We start from the raw sequence: 25367 nt of genomic DNA on the forward strand, positions 1-25367 counted from the left end.
GCGTGGGCGCGACCAGCCCCCACCGGACCGCAGTCGACCATGGGTCCGAGCCCCTACGGCGGGTACTCGGACCTCATGGTGACCACCCGAGCTCCTGAGGACGCCTACACCGCCGAACCCTTCGTCCCGGACCGCGGCGGACTGCCGGCCCTCCGCCGCGCCGCCGCCGACTGCCGGGGCTGCCCCCTGCACCGCGACGCCACCCGGACGGTGTTCGGCGAGGGCACCGCGCGCGCCCGCGTCATGCTGATCGGCGAGCAACCCGGCGACCAGGAGGACCGCCAGGGCAAACCGTTCGTGGGACCGGCCGGCCACCTGCTCGACCGGGCCCTCGCGGAGGCCGGTATCAAGCCCGGCGAGGCGTACGTCACCAACGCCGTCAAGCACTTCAAGTTCACGCGGACCGAACCCCGCAAGCGCCGCATCCACAAGCCGCCGACCCTGCGCGAGATGACCGCGTGCGCCCCCTGGCTGGCCGCCGAGCTGGCCGTCGTCGAGCCCGAGCTGATCGTGCTCCTGGGCGCGAGCGCGGGCAAGGCGCTGCTGGGCTCCTCGTTCCGGGTCGGAGAGGTGCGCGGGGCGCTGCTGGAGCGGGAGATCCACGGCCGGCCGGAGAAGCTGGTGGCGACGGTGCATCCGGCGTCGGTACTGCGCATGCGGGACGACGCGGACCGCAAGGCGGCGTACGAGGGGCTGGTCGCGGACCTGAAAGTGGCTGCGCGAGCCTTGATGTAATGGCTACTATGCTGCGGTGTCCCTTACTTTCACACTCGATCCGGCCGTCACCCCCGCCCTCCGGGACGGCATCCTCGACCTGTGGACCGACGTGTCCAACGCGGGCGGAGCCGTGGGCTTCCTGCCGCCGGTGACGCCGGAGGAGGTCCGGCCGGAGCTGGTGCGGCAGCTCGCCGGGATGGCCGACGGGAGCAGGCGGCTGCTCGTCGGGCACGACGAGGACGGGCGGGTCGCCGCGACCGCTTTCCTCACCTTCAACTCGCACCGGCTGATGGTCCACTGGCTCTGGCTGTACACGGTGATGGTGCACCCCCGCCACCAGGGCAAGGGCTACGGCCGTGACCTGCTGGCGGCCGCCGAGCGCGCCGCCCGAACCTTCGACGGCATCGAGGCGATCCGCCTCACCTGCCGGGGCGGCCTCGGCCTGGAGCGGTTCTACGGCTCCTGCGGCTACAAGGAGGTCGGCCGGATCCCGGCGGCCATCCGGGTCGCGCCGGACGACGACCGGGACGACGTGATCATGCTGCTGCCGCTCGCCTGAACCGCGTACCGACCCCCCTGCAAGATCGGCGGGTCGGCGTGCTTCACTGGACGGTGGCCCTTTTTGGAATCGGAAGAGTGGATTGAGATGCTCCGCTACACACTGATGCGCCTCGGGATCTTCGTGGGCTGCCTCGTGGTCGTCTGGGGCCTCGTCTTCTCCGGCCTCGCCCCGCGCGGCCTCGGCGACTCCAACGGCATGTGGATCATCCTGCTCGCCCTGCTGATCTCGGCCCCGATCAGCTTCGTCGTCCTGCGCAAGGAGCGCGACCGCGCCTCCGTGCAGATCGTCCAGAAGGTCGACCGCGTGAAGGCCAACCTGGAGGCCAACCGCAGCCAGGAGGACGACGCGGTCGACGAGGCGGCCCGGGCGCAGGGCCAGGCCTCCTAGGCCCCATCACGGCGCTACCGCCGGGTAACGGTCCCCGGCACCCCCTTACTCTTGGCCGATCCCATGGTGTGGGATGGCTGGAAACAACGTAAGGGGGGAACCGTGGCACGAGCGCGCGCGAAACAGGGCGCACGACGCGTTGCCGAGGCCGTAGCCTCCGGCACCGATCCGCGGACGGCGGCGCAGGAGGAACTGCGGCGGCAGGCCGGCGGACGGGGAGCATCGGGAGCCGGCGGCGGGGAGTACGACGCACAGGGCTGGGGCATCGACCCGGCCGACTTCCCGGCCGCCCGGGAGCAGGGCGGCTCCACCGCCACCGTGATGCGGCAGAAGACCGTGCCGCTGGACGAGGCCGGCGAGGCGCTCGGCCGCAGCGAGCAGGTGCGCGAGGGCGGCGAGGTGTCGCACGCCATCTGCCCGATGGTGATCCCCAAGGGCCGCTCCTGGATCTCCATGCTGCCGGTGCTGACGCTGCTCGTGCTGGGCGTGGTCGGTGCGTCGCTCGTGGGCGCGGCGGGCGGCGACGTCCTGACCAACCCGCTGTTCGGCGTGCACTACTGGGTCATCGCCGTCCTCGCCGTCGGCTTCGTGTGGTGGCGCCAGGGCATGGTCATGGTGCCGGACGGCTGCCAGGCGATGATCACCAAGTTCGGCAAGCTGGAGAAGGTCGTCGGCCCGGGCCGGGTCGTGCTGCTGAGCCCGTGGAAGCGGGTGTCGTACATCGTCAACACCACGATCGAGTACCCGTTCAACGCGCCGGTGCGCGAGGCCCCGACCAGGGGTGGCGTGAAGGCGTCGATCGATCTGTTCATCCAGTTCCGGATCAGCGACCCCACCGAGTTCGTCTACACGCTGGGCGCGGTGCGCGGCTTCGAGGAGAAGCTGAGCAACGCCGTGAGCGAGACCATCCGCAGTCTCATCTACGAGCAGGAAGCCGCCGGCATCTACGACATGGTCGGCGAGGACACCGGCCGCCTGCTGGAGCAGCTCAACCAGCAGTTCCGCCCGGCCGTCGAGCTGACCAACGCCAACATCACCCACGCCGAGCCCTCCGACCAGCGCTACCGCATGGACCTGGCGGCGCCCGAGATGGTGCGGGTGGCCAAGGAGGCGTACACGCACGAGTACGCGCTCCAGCTCCGCAAGGAGCAGGACGAGGGCGACCTCACCCGCGAACTCGCCTCCAGCCACGAGACGCTCTCCGCGATCCAGGCCGACATCGCCCAGTACCAGGCGCAGATGGACACGGCCGTCGAGCGCGAGACCAACCGCGCCGAGGCCCTCGCCCGGCAGCGCTACGTCCAGGCCGAGTCGGAGGCGAAGGCCAACGCGGCCCTGCTGGAGGCGCAGGCCCTGGACATCCGCGCGGTCACGGCCGCCGAGGCGCCGGAGATCCTGGAGTACCGCTACCAGCAGCAGGTGCTGGACACGCTGGAGCAGGTCGCCGACCATCTGCCGCGCCTGGTGCGCATCGGCGGCGCGGCGGACGGCGGCGGCGTCGCCGGGATCGACTTCCTGGAGCTGGCCCGCGAACTGGTCGGCGAGCGCGGCACGGAGCTGTTCAGCGACGAGGACATGGCCGCCGTACGGTCGCGTCTGCCCGAGGTGGCCGAGCGGATCGCCGCGCGTGAGGCGGAGATCGGCGCGCTGCTGGCCGCCGATCGGCCCACGGTGCCGCAGGTGCCCGGCCAGACCGCATCGACCGACAGCTCCGACAGCGCCATCAGCTCTGACGTCTCCGAGGAGGCCGACCAGTGAGCACCGCCCGTTCTTCCCACCGCCGGTCGGTCATCTCCGAGAAGGTCGCCCCCTGGGCCGACATCGCGCGGCTGCTGCGCGGCGGCGAGGCCGACACCCTGATCCCGGTCATCATCCCCCGCCACCGGCGCCGCCTGTGGTGGATGCTGCCGCTGTGGCTCGGTGTCTACGCCCTGTTCATGGGCGTGATGCTGTCCCTGGGCGAGGCGGACTCGACCGCCGGGGAACTCGCCTACGGCACCCTCGCCGCCCTCTCCTTCGCCGGCGGCGGCGTGCTGCTGCTGATCGGCGCGCTGTGGTGGTGGCGCTCCTCGATCGTCGAGATCGAGCAGGGCACCAACGGCGTGCAGACCCGCTACGGGGCCGTCGTGCGTACCCTCGACGCCGGCCGCCACTACCTGTGGCACCCGTGGTCCCGGGTCGACTTCGTCGTCGACACGGCCACCGAGATCCCGTACTCGGCCCCGGTGATGGCCTGCCCGACGCAGGAGAACGTCCCGCTGCGTTCCATCGAGTTCTTCCTGAAGTTCCGCATCACCGACGCCGTGCTGTTCGTCCGCACCATCGGCGCGGGCAACTTCGACCTGGTGCTCTCCAGCGCCGTACAGGACGCGATCCGGCAGCGGGCGCGGAAGATGCGCACCGAGCGGGCCTACGACCTGCGCGGCTCGGACGTGGCCGACATGCAGGAGCTGCTCAACCGCCAGCTGTCCGGCTACGGCGTGCGCATCACCGGCTCCAACATCCCGGACGTGCAGCTGCCGGCGCAGTACCAGCAGCACCTGGCCACCCGGGAGCGGGTCGCCAAGGAGCGTACGGCCTACGACCAGGAGTGGGGGCTGGTCCGCAAGCGCCGGATCGACCAGCTGGGCATGGACATCGAGCGCGCCAAGAAGGTGCGGGACGCCCGCATCGTCGAGGTCAAGGCCGCGCTGAACCGGGCCCGCGAGGAGGTCGCCCAGCTGCTGGAGGAGCAGGAGACCAACGCCCAGCGCGTGCGGTTCGAGATCGAGACGCGGGGCCGCAGCGGTCTGATCGCCGCCGAGAACGAGGCCCGCGCCCAGCGCGCCCTCGCCAAGGCCTACCGCGACAACCGCGCCGTCCTGCAGTACGAACTCGCCCGGCGCCGCCTGGAGGTGGGCGCGAAGCTCGCCGGTAGGGCCCCGCAGCCGGTGGTCGTACGGACCGACGGGACGGGCGCCGACACGTCCGCCCTGTCCACCCTTCTCACCGCGCAGTTGCTGCCCCGGCTGACGGCCCTGCCGTCCGGTGACGGGCAGGTGTGGGCCGACCGGGTCGACCGGGTGTCGAGGCTCGCGGACGACGTGATCGGCGAGGAGTAGCGCAGCGGTTCACCGCGGGCCGGGTGGGAACGCCCTCCCGGCCCGTACGCTAATCGGCATGGGCGCTGTGAGGACCAAACGGATGCCGCGCGCAGTCCGTGAGCAGCAGATGCTGGACGCCGCGGTGCGGACCTTCGGCCAGCGGGGGTACATGGCCGCGTCGATGGACGAGATAGCCGAACTGGCGGGCGTGTCCAAGCCGTTGGTGTACCTGTACCTGAATTCGAAGGAAGACCTCTTCACCGCCTGCATCCGGCGGGAGGCGGCGGCGCTCACCGAGGCCATACGCGCGGGCGTGCGGCGCGAGCTGCCCGCCGACCGCCAACTCTGGGAAGGGCTCGGGGCGTTCTTCACGCACACCGCGCAAAACCCGGACGGCTGGTCCGTCCTGCACCTCCAGGCCCGCACCCACGGCGAGCCCTTCGCCGGCGAGGTCGCCGCGATGCGCGCGGAGATCGTCGCGTTCGTGACCCAGCTGATCCTCGCGGCGGCCCGCGAGGCCCATCGGGATCCCGACCTCCCCGAGGGCGAGGTCGCCGGCCTCGCCGAGGCCCTGGTCGGCGCCGCCGAGTCGCTCGCCGACTGGGCCAACGTCACGCCGGGCGTGACGGCGAGACAGGCGGCGGCCACCCTGATGAACTTCGCCTGGTCGGGCCTGGGCAACCTGATGGCCGACCGGCCCTGGACGCCGCCCGAGGCGACCCCCTAGGCGAGCGGACGGACCTCCCCGGCCAGGTGGACGCGGTCGCCGCCGCCCCGCAGCTCGAACCGCCCGCCCTCCGCCGCGTACGTCACCGTCCCCGGCAACAGCACCGGAGCCCTGAACTCCGCGTCCACCCGCGCCCGATCGGGCACCCCGTGCGCGGCGAGGCAGCGGGCCACCGTCCACATGCCGTGCGCGATGGCACGCGGGAAGCCGAACAGGCGGGCGGTGAGGGGGTGGAGGTGGATGGGGTTGCGGTCACCCGAGGCGGCGCCGTAGCGGCGGCCGACGTCCCCGGCGAGGCGCCATTCGGCGACCACGGGCAGCGGCTTCGGTGTCTCCTGCACGTCCTTCGCGGTCTCGGGAGCCTGCCGGGTGGTGCGGTGCCGGGCGAGATACGTGCTCCGTGACTCCCATACGACCTCCTCGCCGGCCCGCAGCTCGGTGACGACGGCGGCCTCCGTGCCGCGCCGGTGCGGCGCCAACCCGTCGACGTGCACGGAGAGTTCGTACTCACCGGTGGCCGTGACGGCCTCGTGCCGGGTGACCGTGATGGACGTGTGGACCAGACCGAGCAGCGGCAGCGGGAAGTCCCGGCCGCTCATCAGCCGCATCGCCAGCGGGAAGCCGAGCACATGGGGATACGTCACCGGCAGGGCGTCCTCCCCGGTGGGGAACCCGCACACCCTCTCGTACGCGGCCAGCCGGGCGAGATCGACGCGCAGACGCGGCAGGACGAGCCGGTCGCGCGGGAACTCCGCGTCGGGGCCCGGGCGTTTGAAGGGTGACAGGAGGGCGCCCCGGGCGAGCAGGGGCGGAAGGGAAGGAGCACTGGTGAGGACGAGGGACATCAGGCCCCCAGCAGGCTCTGGCCGCATACGCGTACGACCTGCCCGTTGACGGACCCGGACCCGGGATCGGCCAGCCAGGCGGTCGTCTCGGCGACGTCCACCGGCAGTCCGCCTTGCGCGAGTGAGTTCATCCGGCGCCCCGCCTCCCGGATGAAGAGGGGAACCGCGGCGGTCATCTTTGTCTCGATGAAGCCCGGCGCGACCGCGTTCACCGTCACCCCGTGCTCGGCGAGCGCGCGTGGCGCGAGGGAGCGGACCAGTCCGGCGATGCCCGCCTTGCTCGCGCCGTAGTTGGTCTGACCGGCGTTCCCCGCCAGCCCCGCGATCGACGCCGTCGCCACGATCCGGCCGCCCCGCCGCATCGCCCCGCTCGCGAGCAGCGCGTCCGTCGTGCGCAGCACGCTCGCGAGGTTCACGTCCAGCACCGAACTCCAGCGCTCGGCGGGCATGTTGACCAGGCGCCGGTCACGGGTGATCCCGGCGTTGTGGACGAGGACGTCAAGGCCGTCGGGCAGTGCGGCCGCGATGCGCGCGCCCGCGTCCGGGGCGGTGATGTCGAGCGCGAGGGCGGTGCCGCCGAGCCGGTCGGCCACACGCCGCGCGTCCTGCTCGGCCTGCGGCACATCGAGTACGACGACCCGGGCGCCGTCCCTGGCGAGCGTCTCGGCGACCGCCTCACCGATGCCGCGGGCGGCGCCGGTGACGAGGGCGGTGCGGCCGGTGAGGGGGTGGTCGGGATCGGTGAGAGGACGGTCGGGGTCGGCGGGGGCCACGCTCTCGTCGTGGGCACCGACCTCGATGACCTGGCCGCTGACGTACGCCGACCTGGGGGAGAGGAGGAAGCGCAGGGTCGACCCGGCGGCGCGGGCGTCCGTCAGCCGGACGAGGTTGACGGTCCGGCCCAGCCCGATCTCCTTGCCGAGGGAGCGTGTGAAGCCCTCCAGGGCCTGCTGGACGGCGGCCTGGTGATGGTCGGCGGGGTCGAGGGGCGCGCCGAGGACGACGATCCGGCCGCTCGCGGCGACCGACCGTACGACGGGGTGGAGGGCCGCGTGCACCTCGGCGAGCGTCTCGACGTCGCGGACTCCCGTGGCGTCGAGGACCACGGCGGTGGGCTTCTCGGAGGACGCCGTCAGGCCGAGGCCCGGGTCGGCGGCGAGTAGGTCGAGGTCCGACTTGCCGGCCGTGAGCAGCAGCCAGTCACCTTCCAGCGCCGGCCGCTGCGGTGACCAGCGTTTCAGGGGCGCGGGCTGCGGCAACCCCAGACGACGGGTGAGGAAGCGGCCGGGTGCGGTGCCGGTGAAGCTCAGATAGCGGTCGGGCATGTGCGACTCCCAGTGCGCTCCGGAACTGACTCCGGAGTAAGGTTACCGGAGGTAATCCCATGGTGACGTGAGGAGTGGGTGGAGATGAGCTCCCTGTTGGCCCCGGCGGTTCGGCGCGTCGCGATCATCGGCGGCACCCGCCTCCCGTTCGCCCGCTCCGACGGCCCGTACGCCACCGCGTCCAACCAGGACATGCTCACGGCGGTCGTCGACGGCCTGGTCGAGCGGTACGGCCTCGCCGGTCCCGGCGCGGTCGGCGAGCTCGTCGCCGGGGCGGTTCTCAAGCACAGCCGCGACTTCAATCTCGCCCGCGAGACCGTCCTCGGCTCGAAGCTGGACGCGCGCACACCGGCGTACGACATCCAGCAGGCCTGTGGCACCGGGCTCCAGGCCGTCATCGCCGCCGCCAACAAGATCGCGCTCGGCCAGACCGAGTCGGCGATCGCGGGCGGCGCGGACACGGCCAGCGACGCGCCCCTCGGCGTCAACGACGAGTTGCGCCGGATCCTGCTGGAGGCCCGACGGGCGAAGTCGCTGGGGGACCGGCTCAAGGCGCTCTCCCGCGTACGGCCCACCCACCTCGTCCCCGACATCCCGCGCAACGCCGAGCCCCGCACGAAGCTCTCCATGGGCGAGCACGCCGCCGTCACCGCCCGAGCCTGGGGGATCTCCCGCGAGGCCCAGGACGAACTGGCGGCGACGAGCCACCAGCGACTCGCGGCGGCGTACGAACGCGGCTTCTTCGAGGACCTGGTGGTGCCCTTCCGGGGCCTGACCCGAGATCAGAACATGCGCCCCGACTCGACGCCGGAGAAACTCGCCGCGCTCAAGCCCGTGTTCGGTCTCGATGGCCCCACCCCGACCATGACGGCGGGCAATTCGACGCCGCTGACCGACGGGGCGGCGGTCGTGCTGCTGGCGAGCGAGGAGTGGGCGCAGCGCCGGGGCCTGGAGCCGCTGGCATACCTCACGGCGTACGAGACGGCGGCGGTGGACTTCGTGCACGGCGATGCCGCGGACGGCGAGGACGGGCTGCTCATGGCGCCGGCGTACGCCGTCCCCCGCATGCTGGAGCGGGCCGAACTGGCGCTCCCCGACTTCGATTTCGTGGAGATCCACGAGGCCTTCGCGTCCCAGGTGCTGGCCACGCTGGCGGCGTGGGAGAAGCGGGGGCTCGCCCCCGTGGACCGGGCCCGCCTGAACGTGACCGGGTCCTCCCTGGCCACCGGTCACCCCTTCGCGGCGACCGGCGCGCGGATCGTGGCGACGCTGGCCAAGTCGTTGGCGGAGAAGGGAAGTTCGGGCCGAGGATTGATCTCCGTGTGCGCGGCGGGCGGCCAGGGGGTGACGGCTGTCCTGGAACGAAGGTAAGGAAAGGGTGAGACGAAGCTGAGTGCCCCTCACATAACCCTCGACGTTGCACATACCCGGCCCCGGACCCTCGCCGAACCCGCACAACGCCCACACGCGGGCGCCGTACGATCACCTGCCTAACCAGCGGTAACCCTTTCCGCAGGCCTCCGCCGGTGAACGCCACGGTGCGTGAGGCACGTACGTCATGCAGCAAGCAGTTTCTTCGCTGCACGCCCGCCGCAGGAGCCGCCCGTGTCCACCTCGCTTCCCTCCTTCGCCCCGTCGGCCGCCTTCGACGACGCTCCCGGACCGAACCTGGTCCAGCCCGAGACGCGGCGGCTCGACGGGGCGGTACGGGAGGCGTACGTACCGCCGTTCGCGCCCCCGGTGACCCATGGGTCGCTCGCGGACCTGCCCTTCGACAACGCGAGCGCGGCTCCGGACGCGGTGATCCTCAGCCGCAAGGGCGAGGACGGGCAGTGGCGGGACGTGACGGCGGCGCAGTTCGCCGAGCACGTGCAGGCGGTGGCGAAGGGCCTGATCGCCGAGGGGTTCGTGCCGGGCGACCGGATCGCGGTCATGGCGCGCACCCGCTACGAGTGGACGCTCCTCGACTTCGCCGCCTGGGCGGCCGGTCTCGTGACGGTCCCCGTCTACCCCACCTCCTCCGTCTTCCAGACCCGCTGGATCCTCCAGGACTCGGGCGCGGTCGCCCTGGTCACGGAGACCGCCGCCCAGGCCGCCGCCCTCGGCCCCGAGCTGGACCGGGTGCCCGACTTGCGCCACATGTGGGTGATGGAGAAGGGCCATGTGGAGCGGCTGGCCGAGCTGGGCGACCAGCAGCCGGACGGCGAGGTGGGCGTACGGCGGGGCATGCTGGCGCCGGACACGCTGGCGACGCTCATCTACACCTCGGGCACGACGGGCCGCCCCAAGGGCTGCGCGCTGACGCACGGCAATTTCTTCGCCGAGGTGGACAACGCGATCGAACTGCTCTACCCGATCTTCAAGGCGAGGACGAGCGAAGAGGCGTCGGTGCTGCTGTTCCTCCCGATGTCGCACGTCTTCGGCCGCATGGTGGCGGTGGCCTGTATCCGGGCGCGGGTCCGCCTGGGCCACGCGCCGAGCCTGAAGGCGGAGGACCTCCTCCCCGACCTGGCGGCCTTCCGCCCCACCTGCCTCCTGACCATCCCCTACATGCTGGAGAAGGTCTTCAACTCCGCCCGCGCCAAGGCCGAGGCGGGCGGCAGGGTGTCGTCCTTCGACCGCGCGGCGTCCGTGGCCGAGCGCTACGGCGAGGCGCTGGAGGCCAGGCACGCGGGGACGGGCGGCGGCCCGAGCGCGGCGCTCAAGACGGCCCGCGCCTTCTACGACCCCCTCGTCTACCGCCGTATCCGCAACGCCATGGGTGGCCGCGTGAAGTACGCGATCTGTGGCGGCTCACCGCTCGGCCGCCGCCTGGCCGCGTTCTTCGCCGGCGCGGGCATCGAGATCTACGAGGGCTACGGCCTCACCGAGACGACGGGTGCGGCGACGGTGACCCCGCCCCTGAAGCCCCGCCTGGGAACGGTGGGCTGGCCCTTGCCCGGCACCCGCGTCCGGATCGCCGCGGACGGCGAGATCCTCGTCTCCGGCGAGCAGGTGCTGCGCGGCTACTGGGACCCGGCGGCGGGCGGCGTGGTGCCCGCGGCGGCGGACGGCTGGCTGACCACCGGCGACATCGGCGAGCTCGACGACGAGGGCTACCTGACGATCACCGGCCGCAAGAAGGAAATGCTGATCACGGCGGGCGGCAAGAGCGTGGCTCCGGCGCCCCTGGAGAACTGGCTCCGCTCGCACCCCCTGATCTCGCAGTGCATGGTCGTCGGCGACCGGCGGCCGTACGTGTCGGCTCTGATCACCTTGGACATGGACGGCGTCACCCACTGGCGCCGGATGAACGGCAAGCACTCGGTCCCGGCCGAACTCCTCGTCACCGACGACGAGTTGAGGGCGATTTTGCAGCGCGCGGTGAACGAGGCCAACAAGCTGGTCTCCCGCCCGGAGTCGATCCGCCGCTTCGCGATCCTCCCGACGGACTTCACGGAGATGGACGGCCATCTGACCCCGTCGATGAAGCTGCGGCGGGAGGCGGTTCTGCGGGACTTCGCGGCGGAGGTGGAGGGGCTGTACGCGAATTAGCGGCGGCTCCGCGGGCGTGAACCCCTCAGGCCGTACGGCCTGAGGTCTTCAGGGCCCTTTCCAGCAGGCGGTCGGCCAGGTCACCGAAGGCCGTGCTCAAGGGCTTGTCCGTCGTACGGCCGGCATAGGACTGGAAGACCAGGGCGGCCGTGGCCTGGACGGCTGGGGAGACGCGCTGCGGGTCGGCGAGGAGCTGCTGCTGCAGCTGGACGGGCAGGGGCCACTTCTTGGGCCAGGGCAGCTTGGGGGGCTCGGGGCAGATGTCGTCCCCGATCTCCCTCGCGATCTCGGCGGGCTTGCGGCCCGCCAGGCTGGCGGCGATCGTCGCCTCGGCCACTGCGACGGACATGTCACGGACGGCCGGCAACAGGGCGTCTCCGGGTGGGATCGGCTGCGGGTTGAGCCCCCCGTCGGCGAAGTTCGCCGAGCGGACACCCAGGAAGCCGTCGTGGACGGGATGGGGCGGGACGTGTGGGTGGACGAGCTCCCACAACCGTGGGTCGTAATGAGCCAGCATCGTCAGGACCTCGACGGTCATCGCCGCGCGTTTGGCGGTTGCCATGGTGGCTCCCTTCTCCGGATCTCGGTGACAGCGTGAGACCGTAGGGCGCACTGGCGCGGATGTTCGGGCATTGGCCCTTTCGAGGGCGTGGCCGTCAGAAGCGGGACCGCGCCCGCCGCTGCTCCAGGCGGGCCTCCGTGTCGGCCTTGATGCTCCGCCGCGTATCGGACGACAGATGCGACGAGAGCTGCCAGAGCTTGTCCCTCTCCCGCTCGAACCCGCCCCCGAGTTCGGGGAGCGCGAGAGGTGCCGCGGCGAGTGAGGCGCGATACCAGATCTTGGCCTCCTTGACGCCCAGCACCGCACGCAGGATCAGACTGGGGGCGTCCTCCTCGACGCCGTGCCAGTGCGCGATGGACCCGGTGGCGCTCACGAGGAGATCCCGGGAGATGTACGACCACTTGTGCCGCCGTATCCCGGCCTTTAGGGCCGCGAGCGACGATTATCCGGACTTCCCGACCGGATGGTATGGACGCTGAGGACAGGGTCCAGTTCGGCGACGAGGGTCTTGGTGGCGGTTGCCACGAGATGGGCTGGTGGGGAGCCGCTCTGCAGAGCATCGACGTATTCGATGACCTCCGCGTGCGTAAGCGCCGGCACTTGCTGTCGCAGCACGTGCATGGCGAAGATCCGCCCGCGAATTGCTGTGGTCTGCCGTATCTCGTCGTGCAGGTCGTCCACCGCCGTTCGTGTGGCCATCTTCCGGATGCGGGTCCGGTAGTCCGATTCCCACGCGCCGGTGACCGCCGACACCACACCGACCGAGTGGAGCCCGCCATCAACGCGATCGACGAGAAACGGGCCATTGCCCACAAGCATCTGAGAGGGGTCTCCCGTGCGCACATACTCTGCGGACTGGTAGGCGACAATCCACGCCAGTTCGTGCTCCTCAACATGCGTCACCTGCAGTTGCCCCGGTGCTTCACGCTCCAGCTGCGCCTCCACCAGTCGGATGGCGACTTCACGGTCGATCATTCAGGCAGCATCTCCCCGCTGCGAGGGAACGACCAGCGTTTTTCAACCTCACCTCGGGTGGGAGTGAGGCTTGGTGATCAGGGGCATGCCGAGGTCCCTGTGCTCGCCGCGATCACCCGACCTCGGCCGTTTCCCGGCCCGTGCCGGAACCTTGTCTCCCTCAACCGCGCCACGACATGGACCGGGCGTCCTGACGTTGGCCGTTCGCCCCCTATAGGTCTTGCTCCGCGCCCGCCGGCGCCGGCCTGGCGGCCGTCCGGGCCGGCGGGCGGGGCGACGTCACGCAGGGCCGCCGAGCGGCGGGTGCTCGAGCACGCGGGGCTTGTACTCGACCAGCTGGATGCGGCCGTCGAAAGTGCGGTGCTCGATCATCTCGAGGGCGACGTCCGGATAGCCGTCGTAGATGCGTTCTTCGCCCGTGGCCCCGGTGATCACCGGGAACATCACGACCCGGAAGCGGTCGACGAGTCCGGCTCGTAGCAGGGACCGGCACAGGCTGAGGCTGCCGATCGTGCTGAGGAGCCCCGAGCCACTCGACTTCATGGCGCGGACCGCCTCGACGGCGTCGTCGCGGACGAGCGTGGAGTTGGCCCACGTCAGTGGCTCCTCGAGTGAGGAGGAGAACACCACCTTGGACGCTTGCGTGAGCTCGTCGACGGACGCCTCTTCTTCGGGCCTGAACTCGTCTTGGCCCTTCGGGACCTCGCCTGCGGCGAAGCCCGACATCAGGCGGTAGGTGTTCGCTCCCATCAGGTACGTGGCCTCGGGCTGCTCGCCGAGCCATGCGAGGTACTCCGGGCCCTCGAGGCCCCAGAACCCGGGCCATCCCTCTCCCGATGCGTAGCCGTCGAGGGAGGTGATGAAGTCGACGAGAAGCTCCGACACGGCGGTGTCCTTTCCTAGGTGTCATGAGCTTGGACCCGCCGGGAGCCACAAACTCATCGGCCGCGCTGTGGAGCAACGAGAAAAACCCATGACGCTGCAGCCGATCAGGTCGGCGGAGCGGCACTGCTTCGGAGGGCCCGGAGGGCCGGTTCAAAGACGGTTTCTCACACGCGAAGCGGCGGCCCGGAGCCATTGAGGCTTGCTCCGGGCGCCGCTCGTGCAGTCCTGCGCAGCCTCACGGCCGCCGCACTCGCTGTCCTGCCCGTCACCGCCTCAACCCCTGCCCATGCCGCAGAGACCTTGCCCTTGAGCGAAGCCGTCGCCCGCCTGCCCGTGGCCACCGAGTCCCGTGACGGCTACAGCCGTGACAAGTTCCGCCACGGGAACGCTGGCGCCGACCCGGCCGACGGCTGCAACACCCGCGCCGAGGTCCTCATCCATGAGGCGGTCGACCCACCGGCCGTCGGCCCCGGCTGCCGTCCGACCGGCGGGAGTTGGTGGTCGTACGACGACTCCACCCCAGTGACGTCGGCGGGTGGCCTCGACATCGACCACATGGTGCCCCTCGCCGTCGCCTGGGACAGCGGCGGCCCCGCCGATCCGGCGGGGCCGCACATGTCTGGTGCTGTGATCAGGGAGTGAGGTCCAGGACGCGGACCGGCTCTGCCCACCGGTGGCGGGGCGGTTGTGGCGATGATCGCGCCGCCTGGACGGTCCGGGGTGGGCTGGGCCGTGCAGTGACTGTGCGCGGCACCCACGTCTTGTGCCGCGCAACGGCAAGCGCGGCGCTAGAGGGGCTTCGCTCAACTACCGGCGCCGAGACCATGGTTCGCGGTTGTCCTAGTCTGCTTTTGGTCTCCAGAATGGTGCGGCGCGGCGGGCGGAATGCGCCGCGAGGAGGCCGATGGCCACGGCGGCCAGGGAGAAGCCCGTGGCTGCGGTGGCCAGGACCGGCCAGGAGAATCTGCCCTCGCGCAGGGAGATGACGAAGAACAGTGAGTGCCAGTTGGTGATGAAGGTCGCGAGGGCGGTCGCGATCAGCAACGGCACAGTCAGGTACCACAGGGCGATCGTACGAAAGACCTGGTAGTTGCCGGTCAGAACGCTCAGCGGTGCCAGCCCCGCTCTGATGCGTACGAACTCGGCGGCGGCGCTGATCAGCCCCGCCACGAGCAGCAGTGCCAGGCCGCTTCCGCCGAAGAGGAAGAGCCAGTTGTTGGCGTTGTTTTTCTGTTGGGCGCCGATCACCCAGGTTTCTCCGGGGGTGTCGACGTTGATCCCGGGGTGGGCGGCGTAGGCGGCTTTTTCGATCTCGGCACGGTGTCCGGGTTCATCGGTGGTGACGATGAGGGACCCGTTGGTCTGGCTGACGGGCAAGTCGCCGTTGACGGCCCGGACCGTGAGGTTGCCTGCGTAGGGGCGGGCCAGTTCTTCCAGCCGGGGATCGCTCGATGTGACCCGCTGTGCGGTGCCGGGGCAGGGCAGGCGCAGGGACTCCAGGTCGGGGCAGGATCCCGTCAGGTCGATGCGAGGGTGGTCGCCTTCAGGGTGGGTGGTCGCGACCAGGAGATGGGTTCCGTCGGGAAGATTCCGGGAGAGGTTCTTGACCGCGCCGGAGGTGAGCGTGCTGCTGTGGACGGTGTAAAGGGTGTCTCCGACGCGTTGGGTGATCCGCTGTGCGGCGGCGGCGCTGTCTCCCAGGCGGCTGTTCCAGACCTGGAGGTGGCTGATGAGTCCGATGCCGATGATGAAGACCACGGAGAGACGCACCAGGACGCCCGGGTGGGCTGCGGTCCAGCGGCCCGCGATGAGCCGGCCGGGATCCCCCTTGCGGTAGCCGCCGGCGGCGATGCGTTTGCCGTTGGCGATGCACAGCTGGGCGACCACTGAGGGCAGCGTGGCCCACATCAGGACGGTGCCGGCCAGGAAGATCGCGATGTCCGGGCCCTTGGGGGCGTACTGGCTGAAGGCGATCGCCAGGACGCCGACCACGCACAGGGCCAGGCGCCATTTCGGCAGGCGTGAACTGGACAAACTTGGCCGGGTGGCCGTCTTGGAGCGTTGCACCCGGTGCAGGATCACGACCAGCACCAGTGTCAGGACCAGGGATACGGCGAGTGCGCCGGCCAGTTCGGGCCACGCCCGGCGGGTGTCGGCTGTGTCGATGATGTAGCCGGTGAAAGGCAGGCGCACATCGGTGGCCAGCAGCAGTGCGGCGGGGATGACAGCCACGACGGTTCCGGCAGCGGCCGGCACGACGGCTTCCCCGACGTTGATCAGGGCTCGATGGGCCCATGAGGCGCCCAGGGCATTGATGAGTTGGCTACGGCGGTCACGGGTCGCCGATCCCACGCGGGTGGCTACAACCAGCAGTGCCAGGGCGGGTACGGCCATCAGGACGGCGATGACACCGTTGGTTTCGACCGCTGTGTGGGGATAGATGTCCTGGTTCATCGGAAAGAGTTGGCCGAAGCCGGTGATGTACTGCCAGGACTCTGCTGCGGGGTCAGCCGGCGGGTGGGCCGGGCGGACATAGGCCATGCGCTCGGAGGGCGATCTCAGCCCCTGCGCGTTGATGGTTCCGGCGTAGTGGCCGTACCGGTCAAGGCTGTCGTTGTCCTCAGCTGCCCGGGCCAGCTCGGGAGAGAGGAGGGCTTCGCCGGGGCGGGGCCAGTGGGAGAGGCCTGGGGGTGGAGGGCTGTTGGGTGTCAGGGGCTCGATGTAGATGACGCCGTGTGGTGTGGTGCCGAAGGAGTCGATGGCTTCCTTCCACAGGGCGGTGGCTTGATGGGCGCTGCCGGTCACGATGGGGCCGCGGGCGGTGTCGCGCTGGGTGCGCCCGTCGTACGTGGCGGTGGTGGTGGCAAACGCCAGGGCGGTCAGGGCCATGGCGGCCGAGGCTGCCAGCAATGCCCAGGAGCGCAGTCGCGTGCCGGGCGTCGTTCGTGCCGCGGCCAGACCGACTCTGAGGAGCTGGATCCACAGTCGGCCTGGGCGGCGGGTCTGGGCGGGGTGTGAGCCGGTCACGCGGGCGTTCCTCGGTGTGCGGGGACGAGAGTGCTCTCCTGCAGCTCGAACGCATGCGTGGCGCGTTCGGCGATGGAGGGGTCGTGGGTGACGACCAGGAGCGCGCAGTCGCGTTCGCGGCAGATGCGGAAGAGTTGGTCGGCGACGTTTTCACGTGCTTTGGGGTCGAGTGCGCCGGTTGGTTCGTCTGCCAGCAGCACGGGCGGCTGCGCGATCAGGGCCCGGGCGACGGCGGTGCGCTGGCGTTCTCCGCCGGAGAGCATCCCTGTGGGGGTGGTGCCGTGGGGAACATCGAGTTCGTCCAGGAGCCGGATGGCGGCTTCGTAAGCCTGGTGGTGGTCGGAGCCGTCCAGAAGCATGGGCAGTGCGACGTTTTCCACGGGCGTCAGTTCGGGGAGCAGCTCGCCGAACTGGAAGACCATGCCCAGGTGTTTGCGACGGGCCTTGGCCAGAGCGCCGGGCAGCAGACCGGTCAGACGGTGCCCTCCAGCGGTGATTGTGCCGGAGTCGGCCTTGATCAGGCCGAGTACGCACATCAGGAGTGTGGACTTGCCTGAACCGCTGGGCCCCGTGATGGCCACGGACTCCCCTGGAGCCACGGTGAGGTCGACGTTGTTGAGGAGTACGCGGTCTTCGACCTGATAGGTCAGGCCCATTATCCGAAGGCCATCGCCCAGCGGCGGTGTGGGGGTCACGGCACGTCCGTATTCGTGAAGGAGGCGAGTTGGAGAGAAACGGGTACCACCGGGCAAGCCGAGGTGCGGCTTGCCCGGTGGACGGAGTTGCGGTGCGGCCAGGTTATGGGGCGACCCAGCCCGAGCAGTCGTCTTCAGCCCAGTCGTTGTCGTCGCACGCCTTGAACTTGATGACCTTCGAGCCGTCGCCCGAGATCACGCGGGTGTTGACACCGCTGTGGTTCCACAGCGTGCGAAGGGTGCCGGCGCTGTCCTGCCGGTAGTACTGGGCCTTGCCCGGGTCACCGTCGTCGCTGCCGTCGTGGACGGAGATGAGCCCACTGTCGCTGTTCCACGGGCTGGTGGCGGTGACGCCGCCGCCCTTGACGCTGAGCGCCATGGCGCTGGTGGTGGGCACCGCGATGCCGACGGCCAGCACCAAGCCGGCTATCGCCGTGATCCTGCGCATGAGTTTTTCCTCCCGTTGAGTTGACCGATGCGGCTCTTGTGTCGCCCGAGGTCCGCCTGGGCAGGGCATGTCATGCCCCGCTCAGATCATTCACAGGTGATCCACATACCCACAACGCCCAATATGACCGAACATCACAATGTGGCCACGTCATGACTGGAATCGCGGAAGCAGTCGATACCCGCAGGTCTTCCAAACCGGAAGCTCTGGCTCGGCACCCGCACCCCCATGATCATTGAGGCTCGGCCCGGATGCCGGAATCGACCTCCCAACCCGCCACCGCTCAAACCGCCACCGCGTCGGCCGCCCAAGGATTGGCTTGATCTTCTCCTCCAGTACGTGCCCGTTTCCGAAGTCGCTGAGGTGATCTGCCAGTCGGGCCTGGTCTGGTGGGATGGCCGATGGTGAGGGCCGGGCACCTGTCCGGTACTTGCCCGGCCTGTGGTGAGCGGCTTCCGTCGGACGCCGGCCCGCGGGCCCGGTTCTGTTCGGCGGTGTGTCGCTCCAGGCACTGGCATCAGGCCCGCCCGGTGTCCAGGACGGCGTCGCCGCCCTTGGTGTGGCGGGCATCGCCGCGAGGAACTCGGCGTCGGAGAGGTCCCGCACTTAACCCAGTTCTTTGACCCTGTCGAATCCTCTGTTGGCCCGCCTCGCCAGACGCCTCACCGCACACCAACTCACCACCTGGGGCCACCCGTACGACACCGACGCGAACCACACCGCCCAGCCGCCGGTCGCCGCGGGCGTCGCGGCGTAAATCCCCCTCAACCAGGCGGATCGGTAATTGAACAGCAAACGGTTGCCGTCTCGTTACGACAACACCTTGACGTGACATGCCCAGTCCGCGTTGGCTACCGCCAACCCGGGTAGCAACGCCGCTCCTCCGCTCGGAAGGCACCACTAGTGAACGTTCGTACCCCCCACACCTCTGCCGTACGCCGTATCGGCATAACCCTCGCCGCATCCGTCTCGGCCCTCTCGCTCACGGCGTGCGGTGTCATCGACGGTATCGGGGGCGGTGACAGCTCGGCGGCGCCGGAGAAGGGCGACGACATCACGGTGGGGCTCCTGCTGCCCGACAAGGACACGGCACGCTTCGAGAAGTTCGACTACCCCCTCATCAAGAAGGAGGTCGGCTCTCTCACCAACGGCAAGGGCAAGGTCGACTACGCCAACGCCGAGGCGAGCCCGGACAAGCAGAGCCAGCAGTTCCAGCAGATGATCGAGGACCAGGTGGACGTGATCCTGGTCGACGCGCTGGACGCCAAGGCCATCGCCCCGGACGTGCAGAAGGCCGAGGACGCGGGGATTCCGGTCATCGCCTACGACCGGCTCGCCGAGGGGCCCATCTCCGCGTACGTCTCCCACGACAACGAACTCGTCGGCGAGGTCCAGGGCCGCTCGCTCGTCGAGGAGCTCGGCTCGAAGGCCGCGTCCAGCAAGGTCGTCATGATGAACGGCGACCCCGCCGACCCGAACACGGCCCGGTTCAAGAACGGCGCGCTCGACGAGCTCGAGGGCGAGGTCGACATCGTCAAGCGGTACGACACCGACAAGTGGTCGCCCGAGATCGCCAAGAAGAACATGGAGCGGGCGATCGCCTCCGTCGGGCTGAGCAACATCGCCGCCGTCTACTCGGCGAACGACGGCATGGCCGGTGCGGTCATCGAGGCGTTCAAGGAGGCCGGCGCGAGCAGGATTCCGCCGGTGACCGGGCAGGACGCCAACCTGGACGCGGTACAGCGGATCGTCGCGGGCGAGCAGTTCATGACGGTCTACAAGCCGTTCGCGCAGGAGGCGACCAACGCCGCGAAGATGGCCGTGTACAAGGTCCAGGGGCGCGACATCGAGTTCGACGCGCTGACCCAGGACTCGGTCGACAGCGAGTCGGAGGAGAACATTCCGGCGCAGCTGGTGTCGGTGGTCGCCGTCACGCAGAAGAACATCGAGAGCACCGTGGTCCAGGACGGCGTCTACTCCGTCAAGGAGATCTGCACCGCCGAATACGCGGCGGACTGCGCGGCCATCGGCCTCAAGTAGGCCGGAAGGAAGCCCTTCAAGCCCCCCTTCCGGCACCCCCCTTCCAGCGACTCAGCTCCGCCCGCCCCGGCGGTACCCCTCCACCAGGTCCGCGAACGCCCTCGCCGGCGGGCTGAGCGCGTCCCAGCGGCGGACCGCCCAGCCGACGGGGAGGGGCCGCAGCGCGGGGAGGGGGATCAGGCGCAGGTCGCGGTCGCCGCCCCTGGCGCCGGGGGCGGGCAGTCCCGGAAACGCCGGCACCACCGCTCGCCCCACCCCCAGCTCGGCCAGCAGCAGCGCGGTGTCCCAGTCGGCGACGCTCGTGTCGTGCGTGAGCCGGACGCCCAACTCGGCGCAGACGGCGTCCAGATGGGCGGCCGAGGCGGAGTTCGGGGGCAGCCGGATCAGCCGTACGTCCCGCAGGTCGGCGCCGACGTCGACGTACGGCCGCTGCGCCAGCGGATCGTCGGCCCGTACCGCCAGCACCCACGGCAGCTCCACCACCGGCCGCTGCTCGATGCCGCGCACCGGTGGGCCGAGGGTGATCCAGGCCAGGTCGAGCGTGCCGTCGGCCAGCGCGTCGAAGCTGCCGCGGCCCGAACTCACGGTGCGGAACTCCAGGTTGACCTGGGGATGGCGCCGTCGGTACGCGACGACCGCCTCGGACATGAAGTGCCGTACGGTCGTCGCCCCCGTCGCCACGCGCACGTACCCGCTCTCGCCGTCGACGAGGTCCCGCAGCTGCCGTATCGCCAGATCCAGCCCGGAGATCCCCTCGGCGGCGGCCGCCTCCAGCACCCGCCCGGCCTGGGTCGGTACGACTCCCCGAGGCTGCCGCTCCAGCAACGCGACCCCGGTCTCCCGCTCCAGCCGCTTCACATGCTGGCTCACCGCCGACTGTGTGCACCCCAGCTCCCGAGCCACCGAACTCAGACTTCCGGCCCGGCACACGGCCACGAACACCCGCAGGTCATCAAGGGTCATGACCTCCAAGTTAATGCTTGGGGTCAGTGACAAATCCCAAGGATTGACTGGGCTTTGACCGGTGTACGACGATTTTCACCGGGCCCGGGCGGCAACCCGCTCCACGCCCCCGCGAGGAGTCCGGACCGGTGCGGGGGAGGGAGCGGGTGCCGACCCACAAAACGACCGCAAGTTCCGAAAGGGCGGCACGTGTCGACCCCCCTCGCTCACGCCGAGTCCCTCCTGGAAAGCCTCGGTGCCGGGACCGTCCCGCATCCCGGCGGCACCCTCCTCACCCACCTGTGCCGCGTACGCTCCCGCCTAGCCGGCTGGAACGCCCGACCTGCCCTCCAACTCGCCGGTCTCTGCCATGCGTTCTACGGCACGGACGGCTTTCCGACGGCCCTGCTGCCCCTCGACCGCCGTAGTGAACTGGCGGGGATCATCGGAGCGGAGGCGGAGTCGGTCGTGTACTTCTACGCCTCCTGCGACCGCGAGGCCGCCTATCCGACCCTCGCGGACGAAGGTTCCCCCTTCCGTGATCGCTTCACCGGTCACTCCCACACGCCGGACACACGCCTCCGCCGCGACTTCGCCGAGCTCACCGCCGCCAACGAACTCGACCTCACCGACCACGATCCCGTGTTCCGTGACCGCTACGGCGCCGACCTGCTCGCCCTGTTCACCCGCTTCCGGCCATTGCTGAGCGCGTCGGCCTGGAACGACTGCCTGGCCCTTGACTTCACAGGACGGTCGCGCCACATTCGCATTTCTGACACATCGTCAGGATGTGAGGGCGGGGCGGGCGGCGGGAGCGGCAATCATGACCACGATCACGACCACGACCACTGACGCGAGACCCTCGCGAAGAGACGTACTGGCCGCGGGCGCCGCGAGCACGGCCGCGGCGTTCGGCGTCGTGGGAGCCGCCCAACAGACCGCCCGGGCAGCCGACCTGCCCCTCCTCGGCACCTACGACGTCGTCGTCATCGGCTCCGGAGCCGCCGGCATGACCGCCGCCCTGACCGCCGCCAAGCAGGGCCTGAGCTGTGTGGTGCTGGAGAAGGCGGCCACCTTCGGCGGGTCCGCCGCCCGGTCCGGTGCGGGGATCTGGATTCCCAACAACTCCGTGATCCTCGCGGCCGGCGTCCCGGACACGCCCGCGAAGGCCGCCGCCTACCTGGCGGCGGTGGTCGGCCCCGACGTGCCCGCCGACCGGCAGCAGGCCTTCCTCGCCCACGGCCCGGCGATGCTCTCTTTCGTCATGGCCAACAGCCCGCTCCGCTTCCGCTGGATGGAGGGGTACAGCGACTACTACCCCGAGCTGCCCGGCGGCCTCCCGAACGGCCGCTCCATCGAGCCCGGCCAGCTCGACGGCACCATCCTGGGCCCGGAGCTGGCCCGGCTGAACCCGCCGTACATGGACGTGCCCGCAGGCATGGTCGTCTTCAGCGCCGACTACAAGTGGCTGGCGCTGGCCGCGGTGAACGCCAAGGGCGCGGCTGTGGCGGCGGAGTGCCTGGCGCGGGGCACGGCGGCGGCCCTGCGCGGGGAGAAGCCGCTGACCATGGGCCAGTCGCTGGCGGCGGGACTGCGGGCGGGGCTGCGGTCGGCCGGGGTGCCGGTGTGGCTCGGCACGCCGCTCACCGACCTGTACGTCGAGGGCGGCGCCGTGAGCGGAGCGGTCGTCACACGGGACGGCGGACCCGCCCTGGTCCGCGCCCGCCGGGGCGTGATCGTCGGCTCGGGCGGCTTCGAGCACAACGCGGCGATGCGTGAGCGCTACCAGCGCCGGCCCATCGGCACGGACTGGACGGTGGGCGCGAAGGAGAACACCGGCGACGGCATCCAGGCCGGGCACCGCGTCGGCGCCGCCCTCGGCCTCATGGACGACGCCTGGTGGGGCCCGGCGATCCCGCTCCCCGGCCAGCCGTACTTCTGCCTCGCCGAACGCACCCTCCCCGGCGGCCTGCTGGTCAACGCCGCCGGCGCCCGCTTCGTCAACGAGGCCGCCCCCTACAGCGACGTCGTCCACACCATGTACGACGTCAACGACACCGCCCCGGCCATCCCGTCCTGGCTGATCGTCGACCAGCACTACCGCAACCGCTACCTCTTCAAGGACGTCCTGCCGACCCTGCCGTTCCCCGGCACCTGGTACGACTCGGGCGCCGCGCACAAGGCCTGGACCCTGGACGCGCTCGCGCGCTCCATCGGCGTCCCCGCGGCTGCACTCCGCACGACCGTGGACCGCTTCAACTCCCAGGCGCTGCGCGGCGAGGACCCCGACTTCCACCGGGGTGACAGCGCCTACGACCACTACTACACGGACCCGTCGGTCCTCCCGAACTCCTGCCTGGCGCCCCTGTGGCTCCCCCCGTACCACGCCTTCCGGATCGTCCCCGGCGACCTCGGCACCAAGGGCGGCCTGCTCACGGACGCGCGGGCGCGGGTGCTGCGGGAGGACGGCTCGGTGATCCGTGGGCTGTACGCCGCCGGGAACGCCAGCGCCGCCGTGATGGGCCACAGTTACGCGGGGGCCGGTTCGACGATCGGCCCGGCGATGACGTTCGGGTACATCGCGGCACGGGACATCGCCGGGAGCCTGTAGGCGAGGGCTACTTGGTTTTCCTGACGATCAGGAACGCCTGCTGGGACACCTCGTCGAGCGCCGGGTCAGGTTCGCGGACCGTCCGGGAGACGAGGGCGAAGCCGGCCGCCGTCAAAAGATCGGCGACGTGTTCCGGGCGGCGCCGCTGGAAGGTGAGCGAGACCGGGTGGCCGAAGGGCCGGTCGTGGTGCCGGTGTTCGTCGCCGGCCTGGAAGGCGACGAGCAGGGGTGCGCCGGGGGCCATTACGCGGTGGAACTCGGCGAAGAGGGACGGGAGTTGATCCACCGGGGTGTGGATGGAGGAGTAGAAGGACAGCGCGCCGGCCAGAGCCCCGTCGGGGAGGTCCAGCTCCATCATCGAGCCCCGCTCGAACCGCAGCCCCGGGTTCTCGCGGCGGGCGATCGCGAGCATCGACTCCGACAGGTCGACCCCGAACACCGGCAGCCCCAGTGCGGCGAGGCGGGCCGTCGTCCGCCCCGGCCCGCATCCCAGGTCGGCGACCGGGCCGTCCCCCTCGACGAGTTCCGCGAACACGCCCAGCACCGCCCGCTCCAGGGGCCTGTGCGCCAGCTCGTCCCGGAAGAGCTCCGCGTAGTCCTCGGCGATGGCGTCGTAGAAGGTGCGGGTGGTGGTGATGAAGTCGGCATCGGTCATGGCGGGGGACCCTAGCGAAGCCGGTGGCTACTCGCCTGTCTCTTCCTGCTTGCCCGACCGCATCCGGCCGGCACCGATCGCGGCGCCGACAGCGGCAGCCACCGCCAGCCCCAGGCCGACCCCCAGCCCCACGTTGTCGAAGACGGTCAGCCCGAGCGCTACGCCGATGCTCGTACCGAGGCCGAGACAGAGCGCGAGGTTCACCGCCTGCTTCTCATCGGCGGGAGTCCCGCCGCCATCCCCGTGGTTGTTCTCTTCATTGCTTGTCTCACCGCTTGTCACCTGGCAATTCTCCCATGGGGGCCGCTCAGGCCACCCCCACCGCCCGCAGCACCGCAGTGGCCCCCGCCGCCCCCAGCACCACCACCGGGAACGGCGCCCCGCGCCACGCCAGCACACCGGCCACCAGCACCCCGGCCGGCCGCGCCCACCCCGCGAAACCGCCGCCCTCGGTCAGCGCGCCCGTGGCCAGCAGGGCCACCAGCAGGACGATCGCGCCCGCCGACAGCAACTCCTGGACCCGTGCCGGGAGCTCGACCCGCCCGTGGAGCACCGGCCCGACCAGCCGGAAGGCATACGTCCCGACCGCGAGCGCCAGCATCATGGCCACCGTCGCGCTCATGCCGTACGCCTCCCGCCGCCGCGTCCGTACACCGCGAGCCCGGCCAGCGCCACCAGCACCGGCACCCCAGCCGGGACGGCCGGCGTCACCGCCAGCGCCAGACCGGCACCGAGCAGCGCGGACCGCCGTACGGCCGGACCCTCGCGCAGGGCGGGCAGGACCAGGGCGACGAGGACGGCGGGGAAGGCCGCGTCCAGGCCGTAGGTGGCGGTGTCGCCCAGCGCGCCGCCCGCCAGCGCCCCGGCCAGGACGCCGAGGTTCCACACGGCGAACAGGCCGAGTCCGGAGATCCAGAAGGCCGCGCGACGCCGTGCCGGATCCGGCTGGGCGAGGGCGAAGGCCACCGTCTCGTCGGTCACCAGGTGCGCGCCGAGAAGGCGGGCGACGCGGCCCCGGCCGATGATGTCCGCGACGGCCAGGCCGAAGGCCAGCGTGCGGGTGTTGAGCAGCAGCCCGGTGGTCGCGGCCGCCACCGGACCGCCCCCGGCGAGCAGCACGCCGACCGCGCTGAACTGCGCCGAGCCCGCGTAGACGACCAGCGACATCACCACCGGCACCCACACCGGCAGCCCGCCGGCGACGGCGATCGCGCCGAAGGAGACACCGACGACACCGCTGGCGAGCCACACGAGCGCGCTGTCCCGCACCAGAGGTGCAAGGGGTGTCAGAGGTCCCAGAGATGCCATCATCGGTGTTCGGAGTAGCGAACGCATGTTTTCCAGAAT

Annotated in this window: 26 protein-coding genes; 12 read left to right on the forward strand and 14 right to left on the reverse strand. The window is 70.8% G+C overall.

Annotated elements, in window-relative coordinates; genetic code table 11:
• Window positions 1-75: 75 nt before the first annotated feature.
• The 6 genes from ABD932_RS23345 to ABD932_RS23370 all read left to right on the forward strand — a co-directional run bounded on the left by ABD932_RS23345 (window position 76) and on the right by ABD932_RS23370 (window position 5476).
• On the forward strand, window positions 76-735 hold the full coding sequence (locus tag ABD932_RS23345) for a UdgX family uracil-DNA binding protein (protein ID WP_345015491.1): 660 nt from the start codon (window positions 76-78) through the stop codon (window positions 733-735).
• Window positions 736-751: 16 nt separating this feature from the next.
• Window positions 752-1276 (forward strand): GNAT family N-acetyltransferase, encoded by a 525-nt coding sequence (locus ABD932_RS23350; RefSeq protein WP_345015492.1) that lies wholly within the window; start codon window positions 752-754, stop codon window positions 1274-1276.
• A gap of 87 nt (window positions 1277-1363) precedes the next feature.
• A complete protein-coding gene (locus ABD932_RS23355; RefSeq protein ID WP_126394142.1) occupies window positions 1364-1666 on the forward strand; it encodes a DUF4229 domain-containing protein in 303 nt (100 codons plus the stop codon).
• Between the two features lie 102 nt (window positions 1667-1768).
• Window positions 1769-3424, forward strand: a complete 1656-nt coding sequence (locus tag ABD932_RS23360) for an SPFH domain-containing protein (protein ID WP_345015493.1) — start codon at window positions 1769-1771, stop codon at window positions 3422-3424.
• Window positions 3421-4767: an SPFH domain-containing protein gene (locus ABD932_RS23365; RefSeq protein WP_345015494.1), complete on the forward strand. Its 1347-nt coding sequence runs from the start codon at window positions 3421-3423 to the stop codon at window positions 4765-4767. Before ABD932_RS23360 ends, ABD932_RS23365 begins: the two co-directional genes overlap by 4 nt.
• 58 nt (window positions 4768-4825) lie before the next feature.
• Window positions 4826-5476, forward strand: coding sequence for a TetR/AcrR family transcriptional regulator (locus ABD932_RS23370; protein ID WP_345015495.1), 651 nt, complete (start codon window positions 4826-4828; stop codon window positions 5474-5476).
• On the opposite strand, the gene ABD932_RS23375 is transcribed toward ABD932_RS23370, so the two are convergent.
• Both ABD932_RS23375 and ABD932_RS23380 read right to left on the reverse strand, forming a co-directional pair.
• Window positions 5473-6321, reverse strand: coding sequence for a MaoC family dehydratase (locus ABD932_RS23375; RefSeq protein WP_345015496.1), 849 nt, complete (start codon window positions 6319-6321; stop codon window positions 5473-5475). The genes ABD932_RS23370 and ABD932_RS23375 overlap by 4 nt on opposite strands.
• Complete coding sequence (locus ABD932_RS23380) at window positions 6321-7646, reverse strand: 3-oxoacyl-ACP reductase (protein ID WP_345015497.1); 1326 nt, start codon at window positions 7644-7646, stop codon at window positions 6321-6323. The genes ABD932_RS23375 and ABD932_RS23380 overlap by 1 nt, the downstream gene beginning before the upstream one ends.
• 84 nt (window positions 7647-7730) lie before the next feature.
• On the opposite strand from ABD932_RS23380, the gene ABD932_RS23385 reads away from it, so the two are divergent.
• Both ABD932_RS23385 and ABD932_RS23390 read left to right on the forward strand, forming a co-directional pair.
• Complete coding sequence (locus tag ABD932_RS23385) at window positions 7731-9017, forward strand: acetyl-CoA C-acetyltransferase (protein ID WP_345015498.1); 1287 nt, start codon at window positions 7731-7733, stop codon at window positions 9015-9017.
• A gap of 234 nt (window positions 9018-9251) precedes the next feature.
• Window positions 9252-11180 (forward strand): AMP-dependent synthetase/ligase, encoded by a 1929-nt coding sequence (locus tag ABD932_RS23390; protein ID WP_345015499.1) that lies wholly within the window; start codon window positions 9252-9254, stop codon window positions 11178-11180.
• 25 nt (window positions 11181-11205) lie between these two features.
• Here ABD932_RS23390 and ABD932_RS23395 read toward each other — a convergent pair whose 3' ends face one another.
• The 4 genes from ABD932_RS23395 to ABD932_RS23410 form a co-directional block, all read right to left on the reverse strand.
• Entirely contained in the window at window positions 11206-11742 is a 537-nt protein-coding gene (locus ABD932_RS23395; protein WP_345015500.1) for a hypothetical protein, read from the reverse strand.
• A 94-nt stretch (window positions 11743-11836) separates the two neighbouring features.
• Window positions 11837-12115 (reverse strand): hypothetical protein, encoded by a 279-nt coding sequence (locus ABD932_RS23400; RefSeq protein WP_345015501.1) that lies wholly within the window; start codon window positions 12113-12115, stop codon window positions 11837-11839.
• 50 nt (window positions 12116-12165) lie between these two features.
• The gene (locus ABD932_RS23405; RefSeq protein WP_345015502.1) at window positions 12166-12717 is read right to left on the reverse strand and encodes a YrhB domain-containing protein; all 552 of its coding nucleotides are present in this window, start codon (window positions 12715-12717) and stop codon (window positions 12166-12168) included.
• Window positions 12718-12996: 279 nt separating this feature from the next.
• The gene (locus tag ABD932_RS23410; RefSeq protein WP_345015503.1) at window positions 12997-13602 is read right to left on the reverse strand and encodes a dihydrofolate reductase family protein; all 606 of its coding nucleotides are present in this window, start codon (window positions 13600-13602) and stop codon (window positions 12997-12999) included.
• A gap of 306 nt (window positions 13603-13908) precedes the next feature.
• Between ABD932_RS23410 and ABD932_RS23415 the strand changes: the two genes are divergently transcribed.
• The gene (locus ABD932_RS23415; RefSeq protein ID WP_425587504.1) at window positions 13909-14244 is read left to right on the forward strand and encodes a hypothetical protein; all 336 of its coding nucleotides are present in this window, start codon (window positions 13909-13911) and stop codon (window positions 14242-14244) included.
• Window positions 14245-14442: 198 nt separating this feature from the next.
• On the opposite strand, the gene ABD932_RS23420 is transcribed toward ABD932_RS23415, so the two are convergent.
• The 3 genes from ABD932_RS23420 to ABD932_RS23430 all read right to left on the reverse strand — a co-directional run bounded on the left by ABD932_RS23420 (window position 14443) and on the right by ABD932_RS23430 (window position 17772).
• Window positions 14443-16629 carry a permease gene (locus tag ABD932_RS23420; protein WP_345015504.1) on the reverse strand — a complete coding sequence of 729 codons (2187 nt, stop codon included), beginning with the start codon at window positions 16627-16629 and terminating at the stop codon, window positions 14443-14445.
• Window positions 16626-17285, reverse strand: coding sequence for an ABC transporter ATP-binding protein (locus ABD932_RS23425; RefSeq protein WP_345015505.1), 660 nt, complete (start codon window positions 17283-17285; stop codon window positions 16626-16628). Before ABD932_RS23425 ends, ABD932_RS23420 begins: the two co-directional genes overlap by 4 nt.
• Window positions 17286-17427: 142 nt before the next feature.
• On the reverse strand, window positions 17428-17772 hold the full coding sequence (locus ABD932_RS23430; RefSeq protein WP_345015506.1) for a hypothetical protein: 345 nt from the start codon (window positions 17770-17772) through the stop codon (window positions 17428-17430).
• A gap of 903 nt (window positions 17773-18675) precedes the next feature.
• On the opposite strand from ABD932_RS23430, the gene ABD932_RS23435 reads away from it, so the two are divergent.
• Window positions 18676-19812: a sugar ABC transporter substrate-binding protein gene (locus tag ABD932_RS23435; protein ID WP_345015507.1), complete on the forward strand. Its 1137-nt coding sequence runs from the start codon at window positions 18676-18678 to the stop codon at window positions 19810-19812.
• 51 nt (window positions 19813-19863) lie between these two features.
• Here the strand turns inward: ABD932_RS23435 and ABD932_RS23440 are convergent, their stop codons facing one another.
• Window positions 19864-20775: a LysR family transcriptional regulator gene (locus tag ABD932_RS23440; RefSeq protein WP_345015508.1), complete on the reverse strand. Its 912-nt coding sequence runs from the start codon at window positions 20773-20775 to the stop codon at window positions 19864-19866.
• A 189-nt stretch (window positions 20776-20964) separates the two neighbouring features.
• On the opposite strand from ABD932_RS23440, the gene ABD932_RS23445 reads away from it, so the two are divergent.
• Window positions 20965-21606 (forward strand): DUF6817 domain-containing protein, encoded by a 642-nt coding sequence (locus tag ABD932_RS23445; protein ID WP_345015509.1) that lies wholly within the window; start codon window positions 20965-20967, stop codon window positions 21604-21606.
• Window positions 21578-23365, forward strand: coding sequence for a 3-oxosteroid 1-dehydrogenase (gene kstD, locus ABD932_RS23450; protein ID WP_345015510.1), 1788 nt, complete (start codon window positions 21578-21580; stop codon window positions 23363-23365). Before ABD932_RS23445 ends, kstD begins: the two co-directional genes overlap by 29 nt.
• Window positions 23366-23372: 7 nt before the next feature.
• On the opposite strand, the gene ABD932_RS23455 is transcribed toward kstD, so the two are convergent.
• Genes ABD932_RS23455 through ABD932_RS23470 form a run of 4 tightly spaced genes read right to left on the reverse strand, consistent with a single transcriptional unit; the run spans window position 23373 to window position 25331 of the window.
• Entirely contained in the window at window positions 23373-24020 is a 648-nt protein-coding gene (locus tag ABD932_RS23455) for a class I SAM-dependent DNA methyltransferase (protein ID WP_345015511.1), read from the reverse strand.
• 27 nt (window positions 24021-24047) lie between these two features.
• On the reverse strand, window positions 24048-24302 hold the full coding sequence (locus tag ABD932_RS23460) for a glycine zipper domain-containing protein (protein ID WP_345015512.1): 255 nt from the start codon (window positions 24300-24302) through the stop codon (window positions 24048-24050).
• 25 nt (window positions 24303-24327) lie between these two features.
• The gene (locus ABD932_RS23465; protein ID WP_345015513.1) at window positions 24328-24642 is read right to left on the reverse strand and encodes an AzlD domain-containing protein; all 315 of its coding nucleotides are present in this window, start codon (window positions 24640-24642) and stop codon (window positions 24328-24330) included.
• Window positions 24639-25331, reverse strand: coding sequence for an AzlC family ABC transporter permease (locus ABD932_RS23470; RefSeq protein ID WP_345015514.1), 693 nt, complete (start codon window positions 25329-25331; stop codon window positions 24639-24641). Before ABD932_RS23470 ends, ABD932_RS23465 begins: the two co-directional genes overlap by 4 nt.
• Window positions 25332-25367 lie beyond the last annotated feature (36 nt).

It is taken from the genome of Streptomyces shaanxiensis, from assembly GCF_039537145.1.
In the GTDB taxonomy this organism is placed as follows: domain Bacteria; phylum Actinomycetota; class Actinomycetes; order Streptomycetales; family Streptomycetaceae; genus Streptomyces; species Streptomyces shaanxiensis.

Bases quoted from the DNA above. Each gene is read 5' to 3' on its own strand.
- ABD932_RS23345 (WP_345015491.1), top strand. From the start codon at position 76: ATGGTGACCACCCGAGCTCCTGAGGACGCCTACACCGCCGAACCCTTC.
- ABD932_RS23355 (WP_126394142.1), top strand. From the start codon at position 1,364: ATGCTCCGCTACACACTGATGCGCCTCGGGATCTTCGTGGGCTGCCTC.
- ABD932_RS23370 (WP_345015495.1), top strand. From the start codon at position 4,826: ATGGGCGCTGTGAGGACCAAACGGATGCCGCGCGCAGTCCGTGAGCAG.
- ABD932_RS23375 (WP_345015496.1), bottom strand. From the start codon at position 6,321: ATGTCCCTCGTCCTCACCAGTGCTCCTTCCCTTCCGCCCCTGCTCGCC.
- ABD932_RS23380 (WP_345015497.1), bottom strand. From the start codon at position 7,646: ATGCCCGACCGCTATCTGAGCTTCACCGGCACCGCACCCGGCCGCTTC.
- ABD932_RS23385 (WP_345015498.1), top strand. From the start codon at position 7,731: ATGAGCTCCCTGTTGGCCCCGGCGGTTCGGCGCGTCGCGATCATCGGC.
- ABD932_RS23395 (WP_345015500.1), bottom strand. From the start codon at position 11,742: ATGGCAACCGCCAAACGCGCGGCGATGACCGTCGAGGTCCTGACGATG.
- ABD932_RS23405 (WP_345015502.1), bottom strand. From the start codon at position 12,717: ATGATCGACCGTGAAGTCGCCATCCGACTGGTGGAGGCGCAGCTGGAG.
- ABD932_RS23425 (WP_345015505.1), bottom strand. From the start codon at position 17,285: ATGGGCCTGACCTATCAGGTCGAAGACCGCGTACTCCTCAACAACGTC.
- ABD932_RS23430 (WP_345015506.1), bottom strand. From the start codon at position 17,772: ATGCGCAGGATCACGGCGATAGCCGGCTTGGTGCTGGCCGTCGGCATC.
- ABD932_RS23440 (WP_345015508.1), bottom strand. From the start codon at position 20,775: ATGACCCTTGATGACCTGCGGGTGTTCGTGGCCGTGTGCCGGGCCGGA.
- kstD (WP_345015510.1), top strand. From the start codon at position 21,578: ATGACCACGATCACGACCACGACCACTGACGCGAGACCCTCGCGAAGA.
- ABD932_RS23455 (WP_345015511.1), bottom strand. From the start codon at position 24,020: ATGACCGATGCCGACTTCATCACCACCACCCGCACCTTCTACGACGCC.
- ABD932_RS23465 (WP_345015513.1), bottom strand. From the start codon at position 24,642: ATGAGCGCGACGGTGGCCATGATGCTGGCGCTCGCGGTCGGGACGTAT.
- ABD932_RS23470 (WP_345015514.1), bottom strand. From the start codon at position 25,331: ATGATGGCATCTCTGGGACCTCTGACACCCCTTGCACCTCTGGTGCGG.